This window comes from Burkholderia sp. 572 (assembly GCF_040545135.1).
Taxonomy (GTDB): Bacteria; Pseudomonadota; Gammaproteobacteria; order Burkholderiales; family Burkholderiaceae; genus Burkholderia; species Burkholderia cepacia.
The window spans coordinates 223753-239539 of the sequence record NZ_JBEPLH010000006.1 but is presented as its reverse complement, the minus strand read 5'-3'; the positions used below and the strand labels follow the sequence as shown (position 1 = coordinate 239539).

17 protein-coding genes and 2 pseudogenes are annotated in these 15787 nt (G+C 60.5%); 10 read left to right on the top strand and 9 right to left on the bottom strand.

Annotated features, from left to right (window positions below; all coding sequences use genetic code 11):
- Positions 1 to 9 precede the first annotated feature (9 nt).
- Positions 10 to 495 (top strand): YybH family protein, encoded by a 486-nt coding sequence (locus ABIC51_RS14055; protein ID WP_175853931.1) that lies wholly within the window; start codon positions 10 to 12, stop codon positions 493 to 495.
- Between the two features lie 92 nt (positions 496 to 587).
- Here the strand turns inward: ABIC51_RS14055 and ABIC51_RS14050 are convergent, their stop codons facing one another.
- Positions 588 to 1535 (bottom strand): GlxA family transcriptional regulator, encoded by a 948-nt coding sequence (locus tag ABIC51_RS14050; protein ID WP_027792773.1) that lies wholly within the window; start codon positions 1533 to 1535, stop codon positions 588 to 590.
- A 271-nt stretch (positions 1536 to 1806) separates the two neighbouring features.
- Between ABIC51_RS14050 and ABIC51_RS14045 the strand changes: the two genes are divergently transcribed.
- Entirely contained in the window at positions 1807 to 2712 is a 906-nt protein-coding gene (locus ABIC51_RS14045; protein ID WP_175853929.1) for a helix-turn-helix transcriptional regulator, read from the top strand.
- Positions 2713 to 2726: 14 nt separating this feature from the next.
- On the opposite strand, the gene ABIC51_RS14040 is transcribed toward ABIC51_RS14045, so the two are convergent.
- Positions 2727 to 3041 (bottom strand): hypothetical protein, encoded by a 315-nt coding sequence (locus ABIC51_RS14040; protein ID WP_027792775.1) that lies wholly within the window; start codon positions 3039 to 3041, stop codon positions 2727 to 2729.
- Between the two features lie 202 nt (positions 3042 to 3243).
- Between ABIC51_RS14040 and ABIC51_RS14035 the strand changes: the two genes are divergently transcribed.
- Together ABIC51_RS14035 and ABIC51_RS14030 are read left to right on the top strand one after the other, a co-directional pair.
- On the top strand, positions 3244 to 3459 hold the full coding sequence (locus tag ABIC51_RS14035; protein ID WP_034196292.1) for a hypothetical protein: 216 nt from the start codon (positions 3244 to 3246) through the stop codon (positions 3457 to 3459).
- Positions 3456 to 3659, top strand: coding sequence for a hypothetical protein (locus ABIC51_RS14030; RefSeq protein WP_138143351.1), 204 nt, complete (start codon positions 3456 to 3458; stop codon positions 3657 to 3659). Before ABIC51_RS14035 ends, ABIC51_RS14030 begins: the two co-directional genes overlap by 4 nt.
- Here ABIC51_RS14030 and ABIC51_RS14025 read toward each other — a convergent pair.
- A complete protein-coding gene (locus ABIC51_RS14025) occupies positions 3640 to 4239 on the bottom strand; it encodes a DJ-1/PfpI family protein (protein ID WP_060084611.1) in 600 nt (199 codons plus the stop codon). The two genes, ABIC51_RS14030 and ABIC51_RS14025, sit on opposite strands and share 20 nt — an antisense overlap.
- A 164-nt stretch (positions 4240 to 4403) precedes the next feature.
- Positions 4404 to 5855, bottom strand: a complete 1452-nt coding sequence (locus ABIC51_RS14020) for a DEAD/DEAH box helicase (protein ID WP_060174426.1) — start codon at positions 5853 to 5855, stop codon at positions 4404 to 4406.
- Between ABIC51_RS14020 and ABIC51_RS14015 the strand changes: the two genes are divergently transcribed.
- Positions 5854 to 6021, top strand: a complete 168-nt coding sequence (locus ABIC51_RS14015; protein WP_175853927.1) for a hypothetical protein — start codon at positions 5854 to 5856, stop codon at positions 6019 to 6021. The genes ABIC51_RS14020 and ABIC51_RS14015 overlap by 2 nt on opposite strands.
- 134 nt (positions 6022 to 6155) lie before the next feature.
- Positions 6156 to 6392, top strand: a pseudogene (locus ABIC51_RS14010) (H-NS family nucleoid-associated regulatory protein); the annotation flags it as partial.
- A gap of 51 nt (positions 6393 to 6443) precedes the next feature.
- Here the strand turns inward: ABIC51_RS14010 and ABIC51_RS14005 are convergent.
- From ABIC51_RS14005 to ABIC51_RS13990, 4 genes are all read right to left on the bottom strand, one after another.
- Positions 6444 to 6731: a PAAR domain-containing protein gene (locus ABIC51_RS14005; RefSeq protein ID WP_124544484.1), complete on the bottom strand. Its 288-nt coding sequence runs from the start codon at positions 6729 to 6731 to the stop codon at positions 6444 to 6446.
- An 11-nt stretch (positions 6732 to 6742) separates the two neighbouring features.
- Positions 6743 to 7702 (bottom strand): T6SS immunity protein Tli4 family protein, encoded by a 960-nt coding sequence (locus tag ABIC51_RS14000; RefSeq protein ID WP_175899579.1) that lies wholly within the window; start codon positions 7700 to 7702, stop codon positions 6743 to 6745.
- A gap of 74 nt (positions 7703 to 7776) precedes the next feature.
- Positions 7777 to 9714, bottom strand: coding sequence for an esterase/lipase family protein (locus ABIC51_RS13995; protein WP_146253096.1), 1938 nt, complete (start codon positions 9712 to 9714; stop codon positions 7777 to 7779).
- 35 nt (positions 9715 to 9749) lie between these two features.
- On the bottom strand, positions 9750 to 12440 hold the full coding sequence (locus ABIC51_RS13990) for a type VI secretion system Vgr family protein (protein ID WP_404842211.1): 2691 nt from the start codon (positions 12438 to 12440) through the stop codon (positions 9750 to 9752).
- A gap of 1108 nt (positions 12441 to 13548) precedes the next feature.
- Between ABIC51_RS13990 and ABIC51_RS13985 the strand changes: the two genes are divergently transcribed.
- From ABIC51_RS13985 to ABIC51_RS13975, 3 genes are all read left to right on the top strand, one after another.
- Entirely contained in the window at positions 13549 to 13758 is a 210-nt protein-coding gene (locus ABIC51_RS13985) for a sigma factor-like helix-turn-helix DNA-binding protein (RefSeq protein ID WP_175899581.1), read from the top strand.
- A gap of 70 nt (positions 13759 to 13828) precedes the next feature.
- Positions 13829 to 14023, top strand: a complete 195-nt coding sequence (locus tag ABIC51_RS13980; protein ID WP_226128542.1) for a hypothetical protein — start codon at positions 13829 to 13831, stop codon at positions 14021 to 14023.
- A gap of 379 nt (positions 14024 to 14402) precedes the next feature.
- The gene (locus ABIC51_RS13975) at positions 14403 to 14675 is read left to right on the top strand and encodes a hypothetical protein (protein ID WP_175899478.1); all 273 of its coding nucleotides are present in this window, start codon (positions 14403 to 14405) and stop codon (positions 14673 to 14675) included.
- On the opposite strand, the pseudogene ABIC51_RS13970 reads toward ABIC51_RS13975, so the two are convergent.
- Positions 14568 to 14858, bottom strand: a pseudogene (locus tag ABIC51_RS13970) (transposase); the annotation flags it as partial. The gene ABIC51_RS13975 and the pseudogene ABIC51_RS13970 sit on opposite strands and share 108 nt — an antisense overlap.
- Before the next feature lie 130 nt (positions 14859 to 14988).
- On the opposite strand from ABIC51_RS13970, the gene ABIC51_RS13965 reads away from it, so the two are divergent.
- Entirely contained in the window at positions 14989 to 15723 is a 735-nt protein-coding gene (locus ABIC51_RS13965) for an ABC transporter substrate-binding protein (protein WP_027792779.1), read from the top strand.
- Positions 15724 to 15787 lie beyond the last annotated feature (64 nt).

The window sequence follows — 15787 nt, the reverse complement described above, 5'->3', positions numbered from 1 at the left end:
AATCACCCGATGCAACAGAATCGTACTTTCGCTACCGCACTTGCAGCAGCCTGCGTCACCTTTTTCGCGTTTGCAACGCCGGCATCTGCCGGTGGTTCGCAACATCCGCCCGAAGCGGCCATCAAAGCCGAGAATGCACGATGGGCGGATGCCTTCGCGCGAGGAGACTACGAATCAATCGGTCGCCTCTATACCCGCGACGGCACACTCTTGCCGCCCGGCGGCGACAAGGTAACGGGGAGCCGCGCGATCACCGAATACCTCACCAAAGGGTATGGCGGATCGAAGCCTGTCACCGTATCGTTCAGCAACTACGAGTTCTACGGCAACGACCGGGTCGTGACCGAGGTTTCGGATACGGAGATCCATGACCACGACGGAAAGCTCAAATACCGCGGCAAGCAGACGCTCATCTTCCTGAAGCAGGGCGGCGCGTGGAAGCTGCATCGCGACATGTGGAACGATTACGGTCCGCTGCCGACGAATGACCAATGAGCATCCGGCGAAACGGATCATGACCTGCCCGCAGCACGACTAATCCGTTAGACGGACATTCATGGGCAGTGCGCTGATCGGCCGGCAGCCGATCAGCGCGCGCCGTTCGATCGGCTCTCGCGTCGAATCGCTTGCGGCGGGTGCCCATGCAGTTTGATGAAGGCCCTGCGCATCCGCTCCGGATCGGTGAACCCCACCGCCAGCGCAATCTGTTCGATCGGTTCGCTACCACTCTGCAGGCGCAGCCGCGCCGCCTCGACTCGCAGGCGCTCGACCGCCTTCGCAGGTGTTTCACCGGTTTCCCGGCGAAATGCGCGTCCGAACTGCCGCACACTCAATCGTGCTGCATCGGCGAGCCGTTCGACGGGCAACGCTTCGGCCAGGTGCTCCCGGGCAAAATTCAGCGCGATGCGGATCCGGTCCGATTCCGGCTCCATCTGCGACATCGCCGAGAATTGGGACTGGCCGCCCGGTCGGCGATACGGAACGACCAGATACCTGGAGACAGCACGCGCAATCTCCGCACCCATATCCCGTTCAATCATGCCGAGCGCCAGGTCGATTCCGGAGGCGATGCCCGCCGACGTCCAGATGCGACCCTCCTCGATATAGATACTGTCGCCTTCGACCCGGGTGCGCGGGAAGCGCGACTGCAACTGAGCCGCGTACAGCCAGTGCGTCGTGGCTCTCACGCCGTCCAGCAAGCCGGTTTCCGCCAGCAGAAACGCCCCCGTACACACGCTTGCCACCCGTGAGGCCCGGGCGCCGAGTTTCCTGGCAGCGGCGATGTTCTCCGGAGCCCGCATCGGCTCGATCTCCCCGCCCACGAAAATGACTGTGTCGAACGTGCGCCGTCCGATCGGCCGCGTTTCGATCGAAACGCCCGTATTGCCGGGAACCGGGCCGCCGGACTGCGAGATGACCTGGAGGTCGTACGGCGTGTGGCCCGCCACGGTGGCCACCTGATTGAAGGCCGACAGCGGCCCACCCAGATCGAGCACATCGTAGCCACGGCAGACGAAGAATCCGATTCGATGCATGACGAAGTCGTTAACTGAAAACCCGGAAAGTCTCATTTTATCCGGAACCCTCAAATAACGACATTCCGCCTGAAACGAGGGAAAAACGTCCTTTACGCGCTGATCGATTATCCGTATGTCCAATCGCCGACTCGACCCGGCCGGGACAGGAGCGCGGCTCACGTCACGCCGTATTCACGCTCCGCCACTACATCGGCGCCACACGACGCACGCCAGCCAAATTTTGCTTTGATATACTTCGCCGCCCCATTCTTCACGTTCCCGCGGACTTATGACTGCCGCACAGTCGGACAACGCATCATCTGATTTCATGCCGGCCGACCTCAGGCAAAGCGTCGTCACGCAGACGTTGCCGCACTCACAGGTCAGCATCAGTCGGCTGAAGACATCTCGCAGGGATATCGGCCGAACCGCGCCATACGAACTTGAAGACGCCGATCTCGTCGTGTTGCAATTGCGCGCGTTCGGCGAACAGGAATTGTGGCTTGACGGACGTGTCGCTCGTTTCGTCCCCTATCAAGCAGGAACCGTCACGATCCATGACCTCGATCGCAGATGGGTTTCCGACCTGAAGGGAACGTTCGACTGCATCCATTTTCACCTCCCCCGCCGAACGCTGGAGGAGACAGTCGATGAACTCGGGGGCAGGCAGCGGCCACAGCTTTACCTGCCACCGCATTTGAGCAAGGTGGACCCGATCATTCATCGCCTGGGCCAGGCCCTGCTCCCCGCTTTGGCGCAGCCCGGGCATGCCTCCCGGCTCTTCGTCGACCACGTCGCGCTCGCCTTTCAGACGCATGTCGCGCGCCAGTACGGCGGCGTCAGCGAGCGGCGGGAGAAGTCGACGGGCAAGCTCACGGCGTGGCAGGAGCGAATGGCGAAAGGATTTCTTCTCGAGCACCTGACCGGGAACATCTCGATTGCCGATGTCGCAAAAGCGTGCGGCCTGTCTCGCGGCTACTTTGTCAAAGCCTTTCATCAGACGGCCGGGTTGCCGCCCCATCGCTGGCTGATCAATCAGCGCATCGAGCGCGCAATCATGTACATGCGCACGTCATCCATGCCGCTGCACATGATCTCGGATATCTGCGGCTTCGCGGATCAGAGCCACTTCACCAGAACATTTACGCGCGTCACCGGCGTGTCACCGCGTCGTTGGCGCGCGGACAACATCTGAGGCCTCCGCGATACTCATCGCATCCCCGCCCGGGCATCCTGCCCGGCACGCACGCTGCCCGTTCGGGCAAAATCGGAAACCTTCAGCGAAACCGTATCGGCTTTCGCATTCGAGCGCGTCTTCCGGGCGACTGCCAGGATCGAGGCCAGATGCTCGTAAAAGCATTCGAGCTGTCGCGCATCGGATGCCAGTCGCTCGAGGTCGCATGCCTTCTCGAGAATCAACCGGGAAACATGAAAGCGCTGAAGCCCGCGGCCGACCCGAGCCTGGAACACGACGCCATCGCTGCTATGCGGTACCCCCGCCCACACAAGCGAACTGCGGTCCATGAAGCCTCCGAACATTCTTAATCGTCACATCAATATGCCAGCCATCGACGACGCTGCATATTTGTATTTCAAAATTGTGGCGCGCGACACATCGGCACGTTCGCGTCATCCGGATATTGCGCTGCAGCAAAAGTGCCCGTAGACTGGGTTCGCGCATCCGATGTAGTTGCCCTGCAGTCGCCCCATGACGGGAGAGCACGCCATGACGACTTTTTCATCAGCACTGAATCAGGCCCCCCCTGCCCTCCACGTGTTCCAGCAGGACGGTGGCTGGCACTGGGGTATCACCGTCCCTCGTCCCACGGGGTCCGGCTTCAAACTGATCGCATTCAGTCACCACATCTTTTCCACTGAAGACACGGCCCAGCACGACGGCGCTCGAGCGTTGGCGTCCATCGTCGCAAATGACGTGCATTGAACCTCGCGGATCTGGACCCCATCACGCGTCCCGATTCGGTGGTATCCGACATCCGCAAGCAAGGGAAAACGAAAGTCACGGCTGCCGCCGGCAAGGCGATTGCGAACCGAGGGCGCCGAAGAAGCCGCCATCGCGAACACCGCATGACCCGCGATGAACGCAGTGCGATTTTTTATCGCATTACGGCAGATAAGGCGTGATGTTCGACAGCGCACGGGAAACGTACTCATCCTTCTCCCCGACCGGCGCAACGTAATGAAGTGCGCTGCGCGCGGCTTCCTCGCCCTCGAGGCGCGCGATGATCCACGCGGCCAGGTATTGCGAAGCAAAACAGCCGCCTGCCGTTGCGACGTTACCCCGAGCGAAGAACGGCTGATTGAGGACTTCGACGCCCGCCTCGAGTACCCACGGTTTGGTCGTGAGGTCCGTACAGGCCGGGACGTTGTCGAGGAAGCCGAGCTTGGCCAGAACCAGCGTGCCCGAACACTGGGCACCGATCAGTTGCCGGGCGGGATCGAGTTTCAACTGCTCCATCAGCGTCGCGTCGTTGACGACATCCCGGGTTCGAATGCCGCTCCCGACGATGACGGCATCCGCCGTGCATGCGTCGGCCAATGTCGACTGCGCCTGCACGGTCACCCCGTTCATCGATGTGACGAAATGCTCCGGGCATGAAAGCGTGACCCGCCAGTCGGGCTTCTTGATGCGATTGAGCACGCCCAGTGCGATGAGGGAATCGAGTTCGTTGAAGCCCTGAAAGGTCAGAATGGCGATGTGCATGAGGTGCCCGTGTCCGAAGTCCGTCGATGCATATTGCCAGATCGCCGACGCGAACGGCCTGGCGTTACGCCGGATTCATCCCGTCGATGCAACCTCCTTGAAGCTGCCGGCGGGCCCCGAACCGCCCGCCATGTTCAATGACCGGCGTGACTCGTCCCGACACGTCAAGGCTGCCGCTTGCCACGGCCACCGGCGGGTTTGCCGGCCGGCTTGCGCGATCCCGCAGCCGGCTTGCCCGCCGGTTTGCCGCGCGGTTTCTGCACGCTGAACGGGCTGCCGATCGTGTAATCCGGTTCGTTACCGGCCGGCTTTGCGTGCGCCGCCGCAGGCTTGTGCCTGCTTTCTCCACCTTGCGCTTGCGGGCGCGGCTTTTTACCGGGCACCTGTCTGGCAGCGGGCACCGCTTGCTGCACTTTCGGCTTCTTCGGCTTTTTGGGTTTCTTGATGATCTGACCCGTCGCGCTGGTTTCCGGCACGCGGTGTTCGGCCTCGAAACCCGGCTCTTCTTCACGGCGCAGCGTTTGCCGGATCAGCGCTTCGATCGCGGCCAGTTGCGGCGCTTCGTCGGCACACACCAGGGACACCGCGACACCGCTGGCGCCCGCGCGCCCGGTACGGCCGATCCGGTGCACATAGTCTTGCGCGACGATCGGCAGATCGACGTTGATCACCAGCGGCAGATCGTCGATATCGAGCCCGCGCGCCGCCACGTCGGTGGCGACCAGCATCTGGACTTCACCCGTCTTGAAGCGCTCCAGCGCGCGCAAGCGCGCGGGTTGCGGCTTGTCGCCGTGGATGGTGTCGACCGCATAACCGGCTTCGTCCAGCATGGCCGCCAGGTAATCCACGCCGTTGCGCGTCTTGACGAACACCAGCGCATGCTCCCACTTGTTCTCGGCCACGAGGTGCATGAAGAGGTCGGGCTTGTTCCGCTTGTCCACCGGCACCACCCACTGCTTGATCTTGCTGGCCGTGGCGTTGGGCGGGCTGACGCTGATGTTGACCGGGCCGCGCAGAATGCTCGCCGCCATCGTGCGGATCTCGTCGCTAAACGTGGCCGAGAACAGCAGCGTCTGGCGCTGGGCGGGCAACGCGGCAAAAACGGCGTTCAGTTCGCGCGCGAAGCCGAGATCCAGCATGCGGTCGGCTTCGTCCAGCACCAGCGTTTGAACCTGATCGAACTGCACCGCGTTCTGGCGATTCAGATCCAGCAACCGGCCCGGCGTGGCCACGAGCACATCCACGCCCTTGCGCAACTTCATCATCTGCGGGTTGATGCTCACGCCGCCGTACGCGGCCAGGAATCGCAGGTCGAGGCCCTTGCCGTAAGCGATGAAGCTTTGCAGCACCTGTTCGGCGAGTTCTCGCGTGGGCACCAGCACCAGGACGCGCGCGCGGTTGCTGGACACCGCCGGGCCGTGCTGCACCAGCCGCTGCAACAGCGGCAGCGCGAAACCCGCCGTCTTGCCGGTGCCCGTCTGGGCCCCGGCCATCACGTCCTTGCCGCCGAGCACGGCAGGAATCGCCTTGGCCTGCACCGGCGTAGGAGCCTGGTAATTGAGGTCCTGCAGGTTACGCAGCAAAGGATCGATCAGGCCGAGCGAGGCAAAAGACATGGACGTATTCCGGGCTAAAACCGCAATTCTAGCGGTTGCCGGACGGATCAAGGCCCGCCGCGCCCGGCCGGACGCCCGCGACGTGGAACGGCACGGCAAACCGGAAGCCGCCATGGGCGTAAAGCAAAAAGCGATTCCAGCCTTGACCTGCGGCGGGATTCTGTAGCCAATCAGGCAGTGAGTCTCGCGTCGATATTATCGGAATCCAGCCAGGCTCGACGGACCGTGGCCGGAGGTTGGTAGCGATGAGCGCTGTGGGGCCGGCGTTCGGAAAAGAAAAGCGTGCTTTCGAACCTCTAGGAACAGGTAAAGCAACTGGGAATTACGCAGCAAAAAATCCTCAGCGCGTTGGGCTACATCGGCAGCCAGAAGAAAAAGCACAGGGCGCCGGCAAAGTATTGCGACCCGAAGTCGGGCAAATCGTGGCCCGGCTACGGCCCCAAGCCGAAGTGGATCGAAGGCAAGGGTCTCGACTCGCTGCTGGTCGATCGTGGACAACCGCAGCCCTGGTGGCCGGAACGCGAGTCGCAATCCTGAGAGATTGTCCGAGCTGGCCAGCGTATCCCGTCGAGATCCCGTTTCCCTGTTCTACACGTCGATATACGACGTCGATTGCGACGCCACGAGTTTCGGCGGCGTCGGGCATGCGCACACGCATAGATCGTCGCTTAACGCTGCCTGCCGACCATCCGGTCCGGTCGTGGAAATCCGCGGGCCATCGGTTGAAATCTTTCCGACCGTCTTGCAGACGGGACACCAAACCGGATCGTGCTCGTAGGCTTGTTCTCGGCCGCCGATCATATCCGTATGGTCGCCGCCCTGGACGATGCCGCCCACTGTCGTCGTGTCGCCTTTCAGGATGTCGAAGCGTCGCATGGCGGCCCCGTTTAGACCGCGCCCGGCCGCAGATGCAGACTGTTCAACAACGTCTCCCAGGTTTGCAGCGCGCCCGCCTCGTCGACCGGCGAGGTCGCCTCTTCAGGCGACAAGTTCGGGCTGCTCGCGCCGAGCAGCAATTGAATGGCCGTATGCGGCTTCGCCAAGGTACTCGGATCGCCCGGCGCAAGCAGGTAGAACCGATAAGATGTAACTTCGCCTTCCTTCAACGCGAACAGCACTTCCTCGGCGTCCATACCGGCCACTGTGCGCTTCCCTTGTCGCAAGATCCGGTAGCTCCCGCTCGATACCTGGTCCATCTTCGCGCGTAGGTCCGGAAGCGTCTTGGTTAGCGGGCGCCCCTGATCCGAACTGACAGAATCTCGCATTTCGATGACAAGTAGCGCAGGCCTTCCAGGCAGCAAGGCAAGCGATTGTGTTACTTCTTCGCTATAGGTCGATGCCCCCGTGACCAGTCCTCCGTCAAAGCAAAATCCCGATTCGGTCGGAACCGTCCAGTTTTCCCGCGCTTTGATTCGCCGATACGTGTCGTTATAAATATCTTCGGCACGTCCAATCGCAGCTGAACCAATTCGACCTACCGTATGAAACAACGTCGAATTCTCGTAGATGTATCCTTCCGTATCGAACGGTAATTTTGCTACCTTTGCCACGCCCTTTTGGTAGACGAACACCATCGAATCTTTTTTTGGAGAGATCGCTTTTTCGAGCCAAGCATGCCCCATCTTGTTATTCGGATCTGACGGATCGAATCTCTTTTTCGTTCGATACTCTTTTTCCAACGCGTCGATCTTGGCTTGATAACTGATCATCGACGCGTTGTGTTGTGTCTCCAGTTTTTCTCCGCGAAATTTGTACTCTTGATTTGTCAACTCGCTGGAAATTGGTCGGTCGAACACGAAGCGCCCGATGCACCAGGGTCGCGACTTGGACAATAAGGGATTCGTCATGATGAGTTCATTCGCAAAGGTCAATGAGCAGGCCGAGAGGCCTGCTACCAGAAGTACAAGATGGCGAATTCGGTTCAATTCTTCGGCTCCGGTGCGTCCTGCGCAATCTGGACAATACTATAAAGTAACGCCCAACGTGCCCACGGATGGTTGTAGCTTTCCTGGTGCACATAGCCCCCTTGATCGAATATCATTTGTACACCCTTAGCCGCTCCGCCACTTGCACTATGTGCAGGCGATTCGGCAGACCAAACCGGCACAGTTCCGTCTCCCGGCACGATACCGTTCTTTTCCGGATCCGGGACTTTGCTTCCGTCCGGCAATACAGGTTTTTTCTGTACCTCAAACTCGATGGTAACGTTGCGAGTGTCCAGATGCACGCGTACCGTCCCTCGGTGCGAGTCGCTCAAAAATCGGGCGGATTTCAACTCCTCTTCTGTCACACCCGGCGGCACATTACCCTTCCAGATCACAGTACCCCACGCCAGCAAGTCATCTAGTTTTTTGCTTTTCTCCGTCTTGCTTTTATCTCCGTCCTCGCTCGAGTCCACCGCCCCCTTTGCTACCAGGGCGCCGTCCCCATATGAGAGATACGTCTTTCGGTGATACGAATCCTTGATTTCTAGCTGATTGTTCACGACGGAAAACATTGTCGCCGTAAAATTTTCGAAGACGTCGTTATCTTTGGCGTCTGCGCCAAGCCGCTCTTTTATGATGCCTGCTGGATCAAGTAGCCCAGTAGACTGCCTTGGAACCAACCCGTACCAGTTTGGATTTGTAAAGATGTCGTTATAGGCGTCACCATTCTTGGGCAACGTCATTACCGGGGTACCGTTCAGCTGCGAGAATATCCACCACGCCTTTCCGTTGTGGTAGTCCGGCATCGGCAGCAGTTCCAGCGGGCCAGGCGCATTCGCCGCCACTGCAACAAATTCGTCCGCGTTGCTGCCGAGCAGCGCGCCGTTGATGAACCCGTTCAGCAACCCTTCATTGCCGCCACCCGTGCGAAATCGTTTTGCCGCGATCGGTGCGCCGGTCGCCGGCAGCACGTTGTGGAATACGCCATGCATCAAACCCTCGGCACCGTGCATCGCAACCGCCATACGGGCAACCAGGCCGCCCATCGAGTGGGTGAGAATGATCGCCTTGCCGCTGTCGTTCTCAGCGATGATCTCGTTGATCCCCATCAGCCGCGCCTTCTTGCCGCTCTTCTTGTCCGTGAACGTCAATCCTTCGATCACGTCCTTCGCCGACTGTTCATTCGACTGCAGCCAGTTGTAGCCGATCGCATACACCCGGTAGCGGTACTTCAAGAATCGTTTGAATACTTCCGAGTCTTCGGTGATCGCCTGCCCCCGGCCTTGCTCACCCACGCCCGTCGCACCATAGTCGGCGGGCTCGGTGCCCAACAAGGGCTTGAGCGTCCAGTCCTTGCCGTCAGGATCGGTCTCGACCCACGCGCCTTTGTTCTTCCCCATGCATCGGGGCTCGTTGAGCTGCTCCTCGAGCCAAGCCAGCATCGGCTGGTAGCTCGACCGGTAGACCGAGCCCCAGCCACGTCGGAGTGCCTCGGCTTCGTCGACATACTGGTCTTCGCTATCGTCCTTCTGGACCTTGCCCGCACGAACAGGTCCGAGCGGTGTCACGATTGCCTTGGTCGGGTCGTATCGCGTCTCTCGCGTGGATGCGCCCTTGAACCACATGCCGAGCAGCGCCGGCAGTGCCCCAAAGTCACCCAACATGCCGTCCGTATTCGGTGGGAAAAAGATCGGGTCCCCGGTCTCCTTGTTGACCAATGGGGAGCCCATTACGCCCGGCAGGAAGATCACCGGAATGATCGGACGGACGTCGCACAGCAACTCCTTTTTCCGCGTATCGCTCGCCGGCGTCAACGTGAAGTGCCCGACCGATGCGCCGTCCTTGTCCGTGCGGCTGGTCACCCGCACGACATCCTGTTCTGCACTATCGCTGAACGGCGAACCGCCGGCGGAATCGTTCGTGTTGTCAGTCATCGTCGTTGTTCTATTTCGCGTGTCGGTTGTCGAATTCACTCAGCAGGACCGCTCGGCCGGTGCCGTAATGCGCGTACCGCCAGCTTCTCGATATCCTCGCTCTTCTGCTCGGTGATCTGCCCCAACTCGTCCGTCGTCCCGGACAACTTTGTCCCGTCGCCACGAATCAGCTCGTACGGATGGTTTTTCAGCACCTCGCCGGTGATGCGATCACGCAGTACGTACGGGTCGTTGAACTTGGCCGTTGGCATACTGTTCATTCGCTGGGCCACCGAGCTCGGCCCCTGCCGACTGAAGGACGCCGACTTGATCGTGCGGCCGGCTTGCGTGCCGTCCTCGATCCCGGACGCCGACCACTGCGTGTACGATCCGCCGGCCTTGATCCAGATCTCGTCGGCATCGAGCACGATGCGCTTGGCTTTCACGTTCACTTCTTTCCCGGCGTTCACGCGCACGTCGTCGGTGTGGGCCGAGATCTCGACCTTCCCTTTCGCAGCAAACAGCTTCATGCCGGCCTTGTGAACGAACAGGCTGATCTTTTCTGCGGCCGCAACGATCAGTGACTTCCCGCTTCCCAGATGCGTGTTCTCGCCACTGATCACGTTGACTTCCTTCTCGGCCACCACGTGGGCCGAATGATCGGCGATAGCGGCAAAGTCCGCGGGTGTCGCGATGACGATCACCGGTTTCGCGAATCCGTTGGCGTTGCCGGTACCGCCGCCGGCAGTGACCCCGCCCGAATTTTGGCCCGACACCGCCTGCTCCGCGTCCTTGGCCAGCGCCTTGAGCGCGTCCTGACCGGCTTGCAACGATTCGGCTTGTGCTGTCGTGCTGGCGCTCGACAGCGATTCCGCCAGCATCCCGGCTTTCTGCAATTGCGTACGGGCTTCTCCGACACTCATCTGTTCGTCGTCGTAGGCTTTCCGATGCGTGCTGATCGACAGTCCCTTGCTCGCACGAACCGCGCCGTATTCGTCGGCGTGCAGCACGAACCCCTGCCCCAGATAGCGGCCACGCGTATTGCCGTCCTGCTGGATCAGGTAACCCTGGGTCAGCGCTGCATAGCTCTGCCCCGTGTAGCTGATCAGTCGCGTGCCGCCCTGGTTCGTGGCGTCGTCGTGGATGAATGCGTTATACGCTCCGGTTTTGCCGAAGCCCTGCGACTGAAACCCCGACAGCAGCACATTGGTGTGCCAGGGCGCTGGTGTCGTGCCACCGCTGGCGCGGCCCAAGATGAAGGGCTTGTCACAGTCGTTTCCCCAGTAACCGATGAGCACCCATTCGCCCGCGCGGGGAACATGCACCCCGCCGTAGCCGTTCCCGGTATCCGCCTGCATCGACGAAAGCAGGGGCGAGGCATTGAACGCACCTGGCGGATTCTTCCTGTCCCATGCGAAATGGACACGGACCTGATTGCGTTCGTTTGACCACGCTTCGAATCCTTCCTGCGTGACCACCAGCGCATGCTCGATCGGCATCGCGGGCTTCGGATGCTCGAAGGGGCTGCGATACTCCAGGCGCGCGTCCTGCGCTTCGACCTCAATCACGTAAAAGCCGGTTGTGCCGTCCTCGCCATGACCCGGAGTCGAGAAGCGTGCGCCGTGGGCTGCCTGTTGTTCATCCAGTGTCGCGCGCAGACTCAGCGGAAATTCCGCCAACGGCTGGCCGATCGGCACATTGTTCTCGATGAACCAGCGCGCTTCGACCACCAGAAAGGTCCGGGCATCGCTGTCGTGTTCCGAATGGCGTGGATGGTCGTTCAGGACGAAGCGCGATCCCGCATCGAGCCAACGCAACCCTCCGACCCCGAAGTATCGGCGCGCTCGCGCATCCCAGCCCTGTACACGCCTGCGTGCACGCGCTTCGCCACTGCTCTCATCGGGATAGCCGTAAGCGGTCGGCTCATAGACCGTCATCGGTGCAGCCGGTATCGATTGTTGCTCCGCCTGATGGCGACCGTCGTCGGCCGCGTAGCTGACCGATTGGAGCGCACTGGCCACTTCAAAGCGAGCGGTCGGGCGCTTGTAGTCGAACGAGCTCGATTCGTATCGCAAGCTCTGCATCGTCTGCATGGCCGCCCAATGCGCAAACCCGCTCACTACTTCACCGTCCCCGGCATCGCGAACAAAATCGGCTGCCTTCGGATCCGGTACCGCGGCAACCCGGTCGACGATCACCAGTGTGGTCTTGGGCGTCTCGCCGTTACGGACCGGATCGTGGACCCAGTAGCAATACCAGCCCTCGTCTTCGAGCAGCCGATGGAAAAAGTGCAGATCCGTCTCACTCTGGCGGCACCACGAGCGCACTGCCGGTTCGCGATTCAGGTCGAAGCGGAAGTTGCCATGCAGCTGCGGATAGCGATTCAGGATCTCGGAAACGATTTCCTGCGCACTTTGTTCGATCCAGCCTTCGTCGTTGTGGGTGCCGCCCAGGAATACCAGCGCCGAGGAAAACTCGAGCTGGTACGTCGACAGCCCACCGTCCCCGCCGAGGTAGCCGACTTTGTGTACAAAGCCGTGGATCGGCCGATAGACCGCGTCGGCGAAAGGCGCACCGGGCTGTTGCAACCAAAGCGTCACTGGCTGATGCATCAGCGAGAGCAGCGCCGTATCGTCGCGCAGGGACGCGACATCGATCGTCCAATGGTAGTCGCGGCCAATCCGCGCCGAACCACGCGCGCGCAGCGGGATCAGCGCGTTTTGGCCGAGCGGCGTGTCCAGTCGCAACAGCCGGTTGTTCTGCAATAAGCCCCGATGGATCGCGTTATAAAGCTCGCGATATTTAAACTCCCCCCGGCGCGGATGGTCTAAGTACCATTGTTCTCTCAGGTTCGTTTTAGAGTTTTTCTTCGAAAGTGCGACAACGCTTGCTCGCGCGTGTCTAGTCGCGGCGCATCATCATCGCTCCGTTCTCACGACCGGATAGTGAATTTTTCGTGTCTCGATGTGGCGCGTCGTAATGATCGCCCGTACTACGATTGGTCACACCGCACTCACATACAGCTGCATAAACAAACGTCTGGGAACTGCAGCGCCATAACCCTAACGCTTCGCCATCATAATTGCAAACGATCGCTCTATTGTGATTTTACGATTTTTCACATTTCAATTCATTATCGATACCCTTTGCTTTGCAGGTTGATAATATTAATCTCGTCGACAAGGATAATTTTCCAAATCAGTTAACAAATTCACGGTTCCGATTCGATCTTGTTTCTTCCTGTTTGCCCCGCTTAGTATCGTGACGTCAGCTATTGCCAAGGGTCATCGCTGAGGTTCGGCGAGTCGTTGTCTACCCCCGGCCCGCGACTCGATTCAGCCATCGGCTCCTTGCGCCGACGGTTCTTTCTCGCGAGTTTGCAAACACGATGGCGCACTTCGACCATCACAGGGATGCAACGCCGTGCACCCGGAACACTGTTCGTCAAACCAGGTGAATCGATGCACGATCACCTCGACCTCGTTCCGCATGCGCTTCTCGATGTCATTGGATCGCGAATTTCAGGACGGACGGTTTACGATCGGACAATGTGCCGCTCACCTGCATCATCCAGCAGAGTTGAATCGCATGCACGCGCGGATCCTGAGGGCCGTTCGATTAGGTTTAATCGTCCGGGACGGCCACGGCTTCCGGCTCGCGCCACACGCATGGGAGCTGGTGCGTCGCCGGCTAGAAGAATGTTGAGAATCGTTATCGTGACTTTCGTTTTTTCCCGACGAAGGGATAAGATGCGTGTGACGCGCTTCTTTGCGTTTGGCTCCCTGAACCGGATAGCTTACTTGCGGCAGCAATAGCAAATGGTTCTGGATCGCCCGTCCTGCCCGGCCCCAGTCGATGCGTCCCGACGCCCACCGCCGTCGTCAATTGGCCCAGCTGGCACAAACGCTGGATGGCCTTCCGGCCGTTTGCCGCGAGGCATACTTTCTGTGTCGCGTGCGCGGGTTCAGCATCGAACAGGCGGCACGCTCGCTCGGGCTCGATCCGGCCGTCGTGCGCACCTATCTCGTACAGGCGCAACGCGCCTGCCACGCCGCACTGTCCTGAACTGTGAGCCGCTGCGAAGAAAAGAATCGCAGACCATGCCAAGAGCCCTCGAAAAACCCCGGAGAAAACGATGTCGCTTGCAGAGATTGATCGGGACGGGTGGGAACTGGATGATGCCGAGCCGATCGCTTTGGCGCACCCCGCCACCTTCTGGTTACCCGAGCGTCAGCGACGCGAGTCCCTCGTTCCAGGCGACATCATGAAGCTCATCTTTCGTATCCGGACAGTGGATCGGGAGCGAAACGAAAAGAACGCATGCGGGTAATTACAGAAGGAATCGTGGGAGGGGTGTATGTTGGTCGGTTCGATAACGACCCATTGTGTACTCGCGACATGGTTGCCGGCTTTGAAGTCAAGTTCGAGGCTCGTCACGTGATCGATATATGTGACTCGGACGGGTAGGCAAATAGGAGAGTTGGGACGCCGCGCAGCCTTGGGCCTTTCGCACAAGTCGTTGGGTTGAACTGCTTTCTTTACGCCGCCGCTCGTACAACCATCCTGCAACTCGAAATCCTGCCGTATCAAAAGACGCCGTCCCATCGAACGGCCACGATACAAGCGATAGATAATCGAGAGCACGAAACAGCGCATTGCCGGCCAGAGACGACCGGTCATTGTTCAATCTTTGATCGCGAAATCCGATTATGCGCGCCCTGTTTATCTGCACACAAAATCGACTGCGAAGCCCAACAGTCGGCATGCCCGTTATGCTCGATTTACTGAATGAAACTGCGGGACCAACATGGTTCGCTTATCCGCGCCACTTTGCCAGGGCAGTTGAATTGAATATTCTCAACGTGGAGGCCAGTTCAAAAAGGCTGCTCGATACGCCTGACGATATTCCAACAGACAAGCGAGCAACCGAGTTTCAGGAATGCTTCGTGAATGTCAGTCCGTCGCTCGAAGCAAGTGCGTAGGCGACAAAAACTGTGGAGCCAGGAGTGAGTGCGTTCGACCATCCAACGATACTTGCCGAGTCCGCTGCCGCGTCCGGTCCGGCGCTTCGCGATCACTGGCTGGATACCGCAATTGCGCAGGGCTCGCCGATGCCGCTCGGAGTCGTGGCCGCGATCGGCGTAGACCACGCGAGGCCGTTGAATCGCTCGATGCGGCCCCGTCACGAAAGCAGGGTGATAAGCTCGATGCCGGCGCACTGTCGCGCTTCGACTCGCATCGACACGCCCATCGACACGCCCGGAACCCTGACCCCACGACCGCAACGAGCCACCCATGCCTCTCGCCCCCTCCGTCCTCTCCGCGTTCACGCCAACCGGCAAGCTGCGCGCGTCGATCAATCTCGGCAACCCGATCCTCGCGAACCGCGACCCGGAAACCGGCGAACCGTTCGGCGTGTCGATCGACCTCGCGCGCGCGTTCGCCGAACGCCTGTCGGCCGAACTGGAACTCGTGGTGTTCGACACCGCGGCCAAATCGGTGCAGGCGCTGACCGACGAGCGTGCCGATTTCGGTTTCTTCGCGGTCGACCCGCTGCGCGGCGAAACGGTCGCGTTCACGGCGCCGTACGTGCTGATCGAGGGGTTCTATCTCGTGCGCGATGCGTCGCCGATCCGCACGAACGCGGACGTCGACCAGCCGCACAACCGCGTGACCGTCGGCAAGGGCAGCGCGTACGACCTGTTCCTCACACGCGAGCTGAAGGCCGCGCAGATCGTGCGTGCACCGTCGTCGCAAGCCGTCGTGCAGACCTTCGTCGACCAGCAGCTGGAAGTCGCGGCGGGCGTGAAGCAGCAGCTCGAGGCCGACGCGGCGAAAACGCCCGGCCTGCGCCTGCTCGACGAGCGGTTCATGGTGATCCGGCAGGCAATGGGCGTGCCGAAGAGTCGCGGCGAAGCCGCCGCCGCGGCGCTCAATGCGTTCGTCGAGGAAATGAAGGCGTCGGGCTTCGTCGCGGATGCGCTGCGACGGCATGGCATCACCGGCGCATCCGTCGCGCCGCCGGGTTGATCGAAAGCGGCTCGGCAGCAAGCCGCCGCGCGGCGCGTGACCATCAGCGGTTGCCATTCAACGG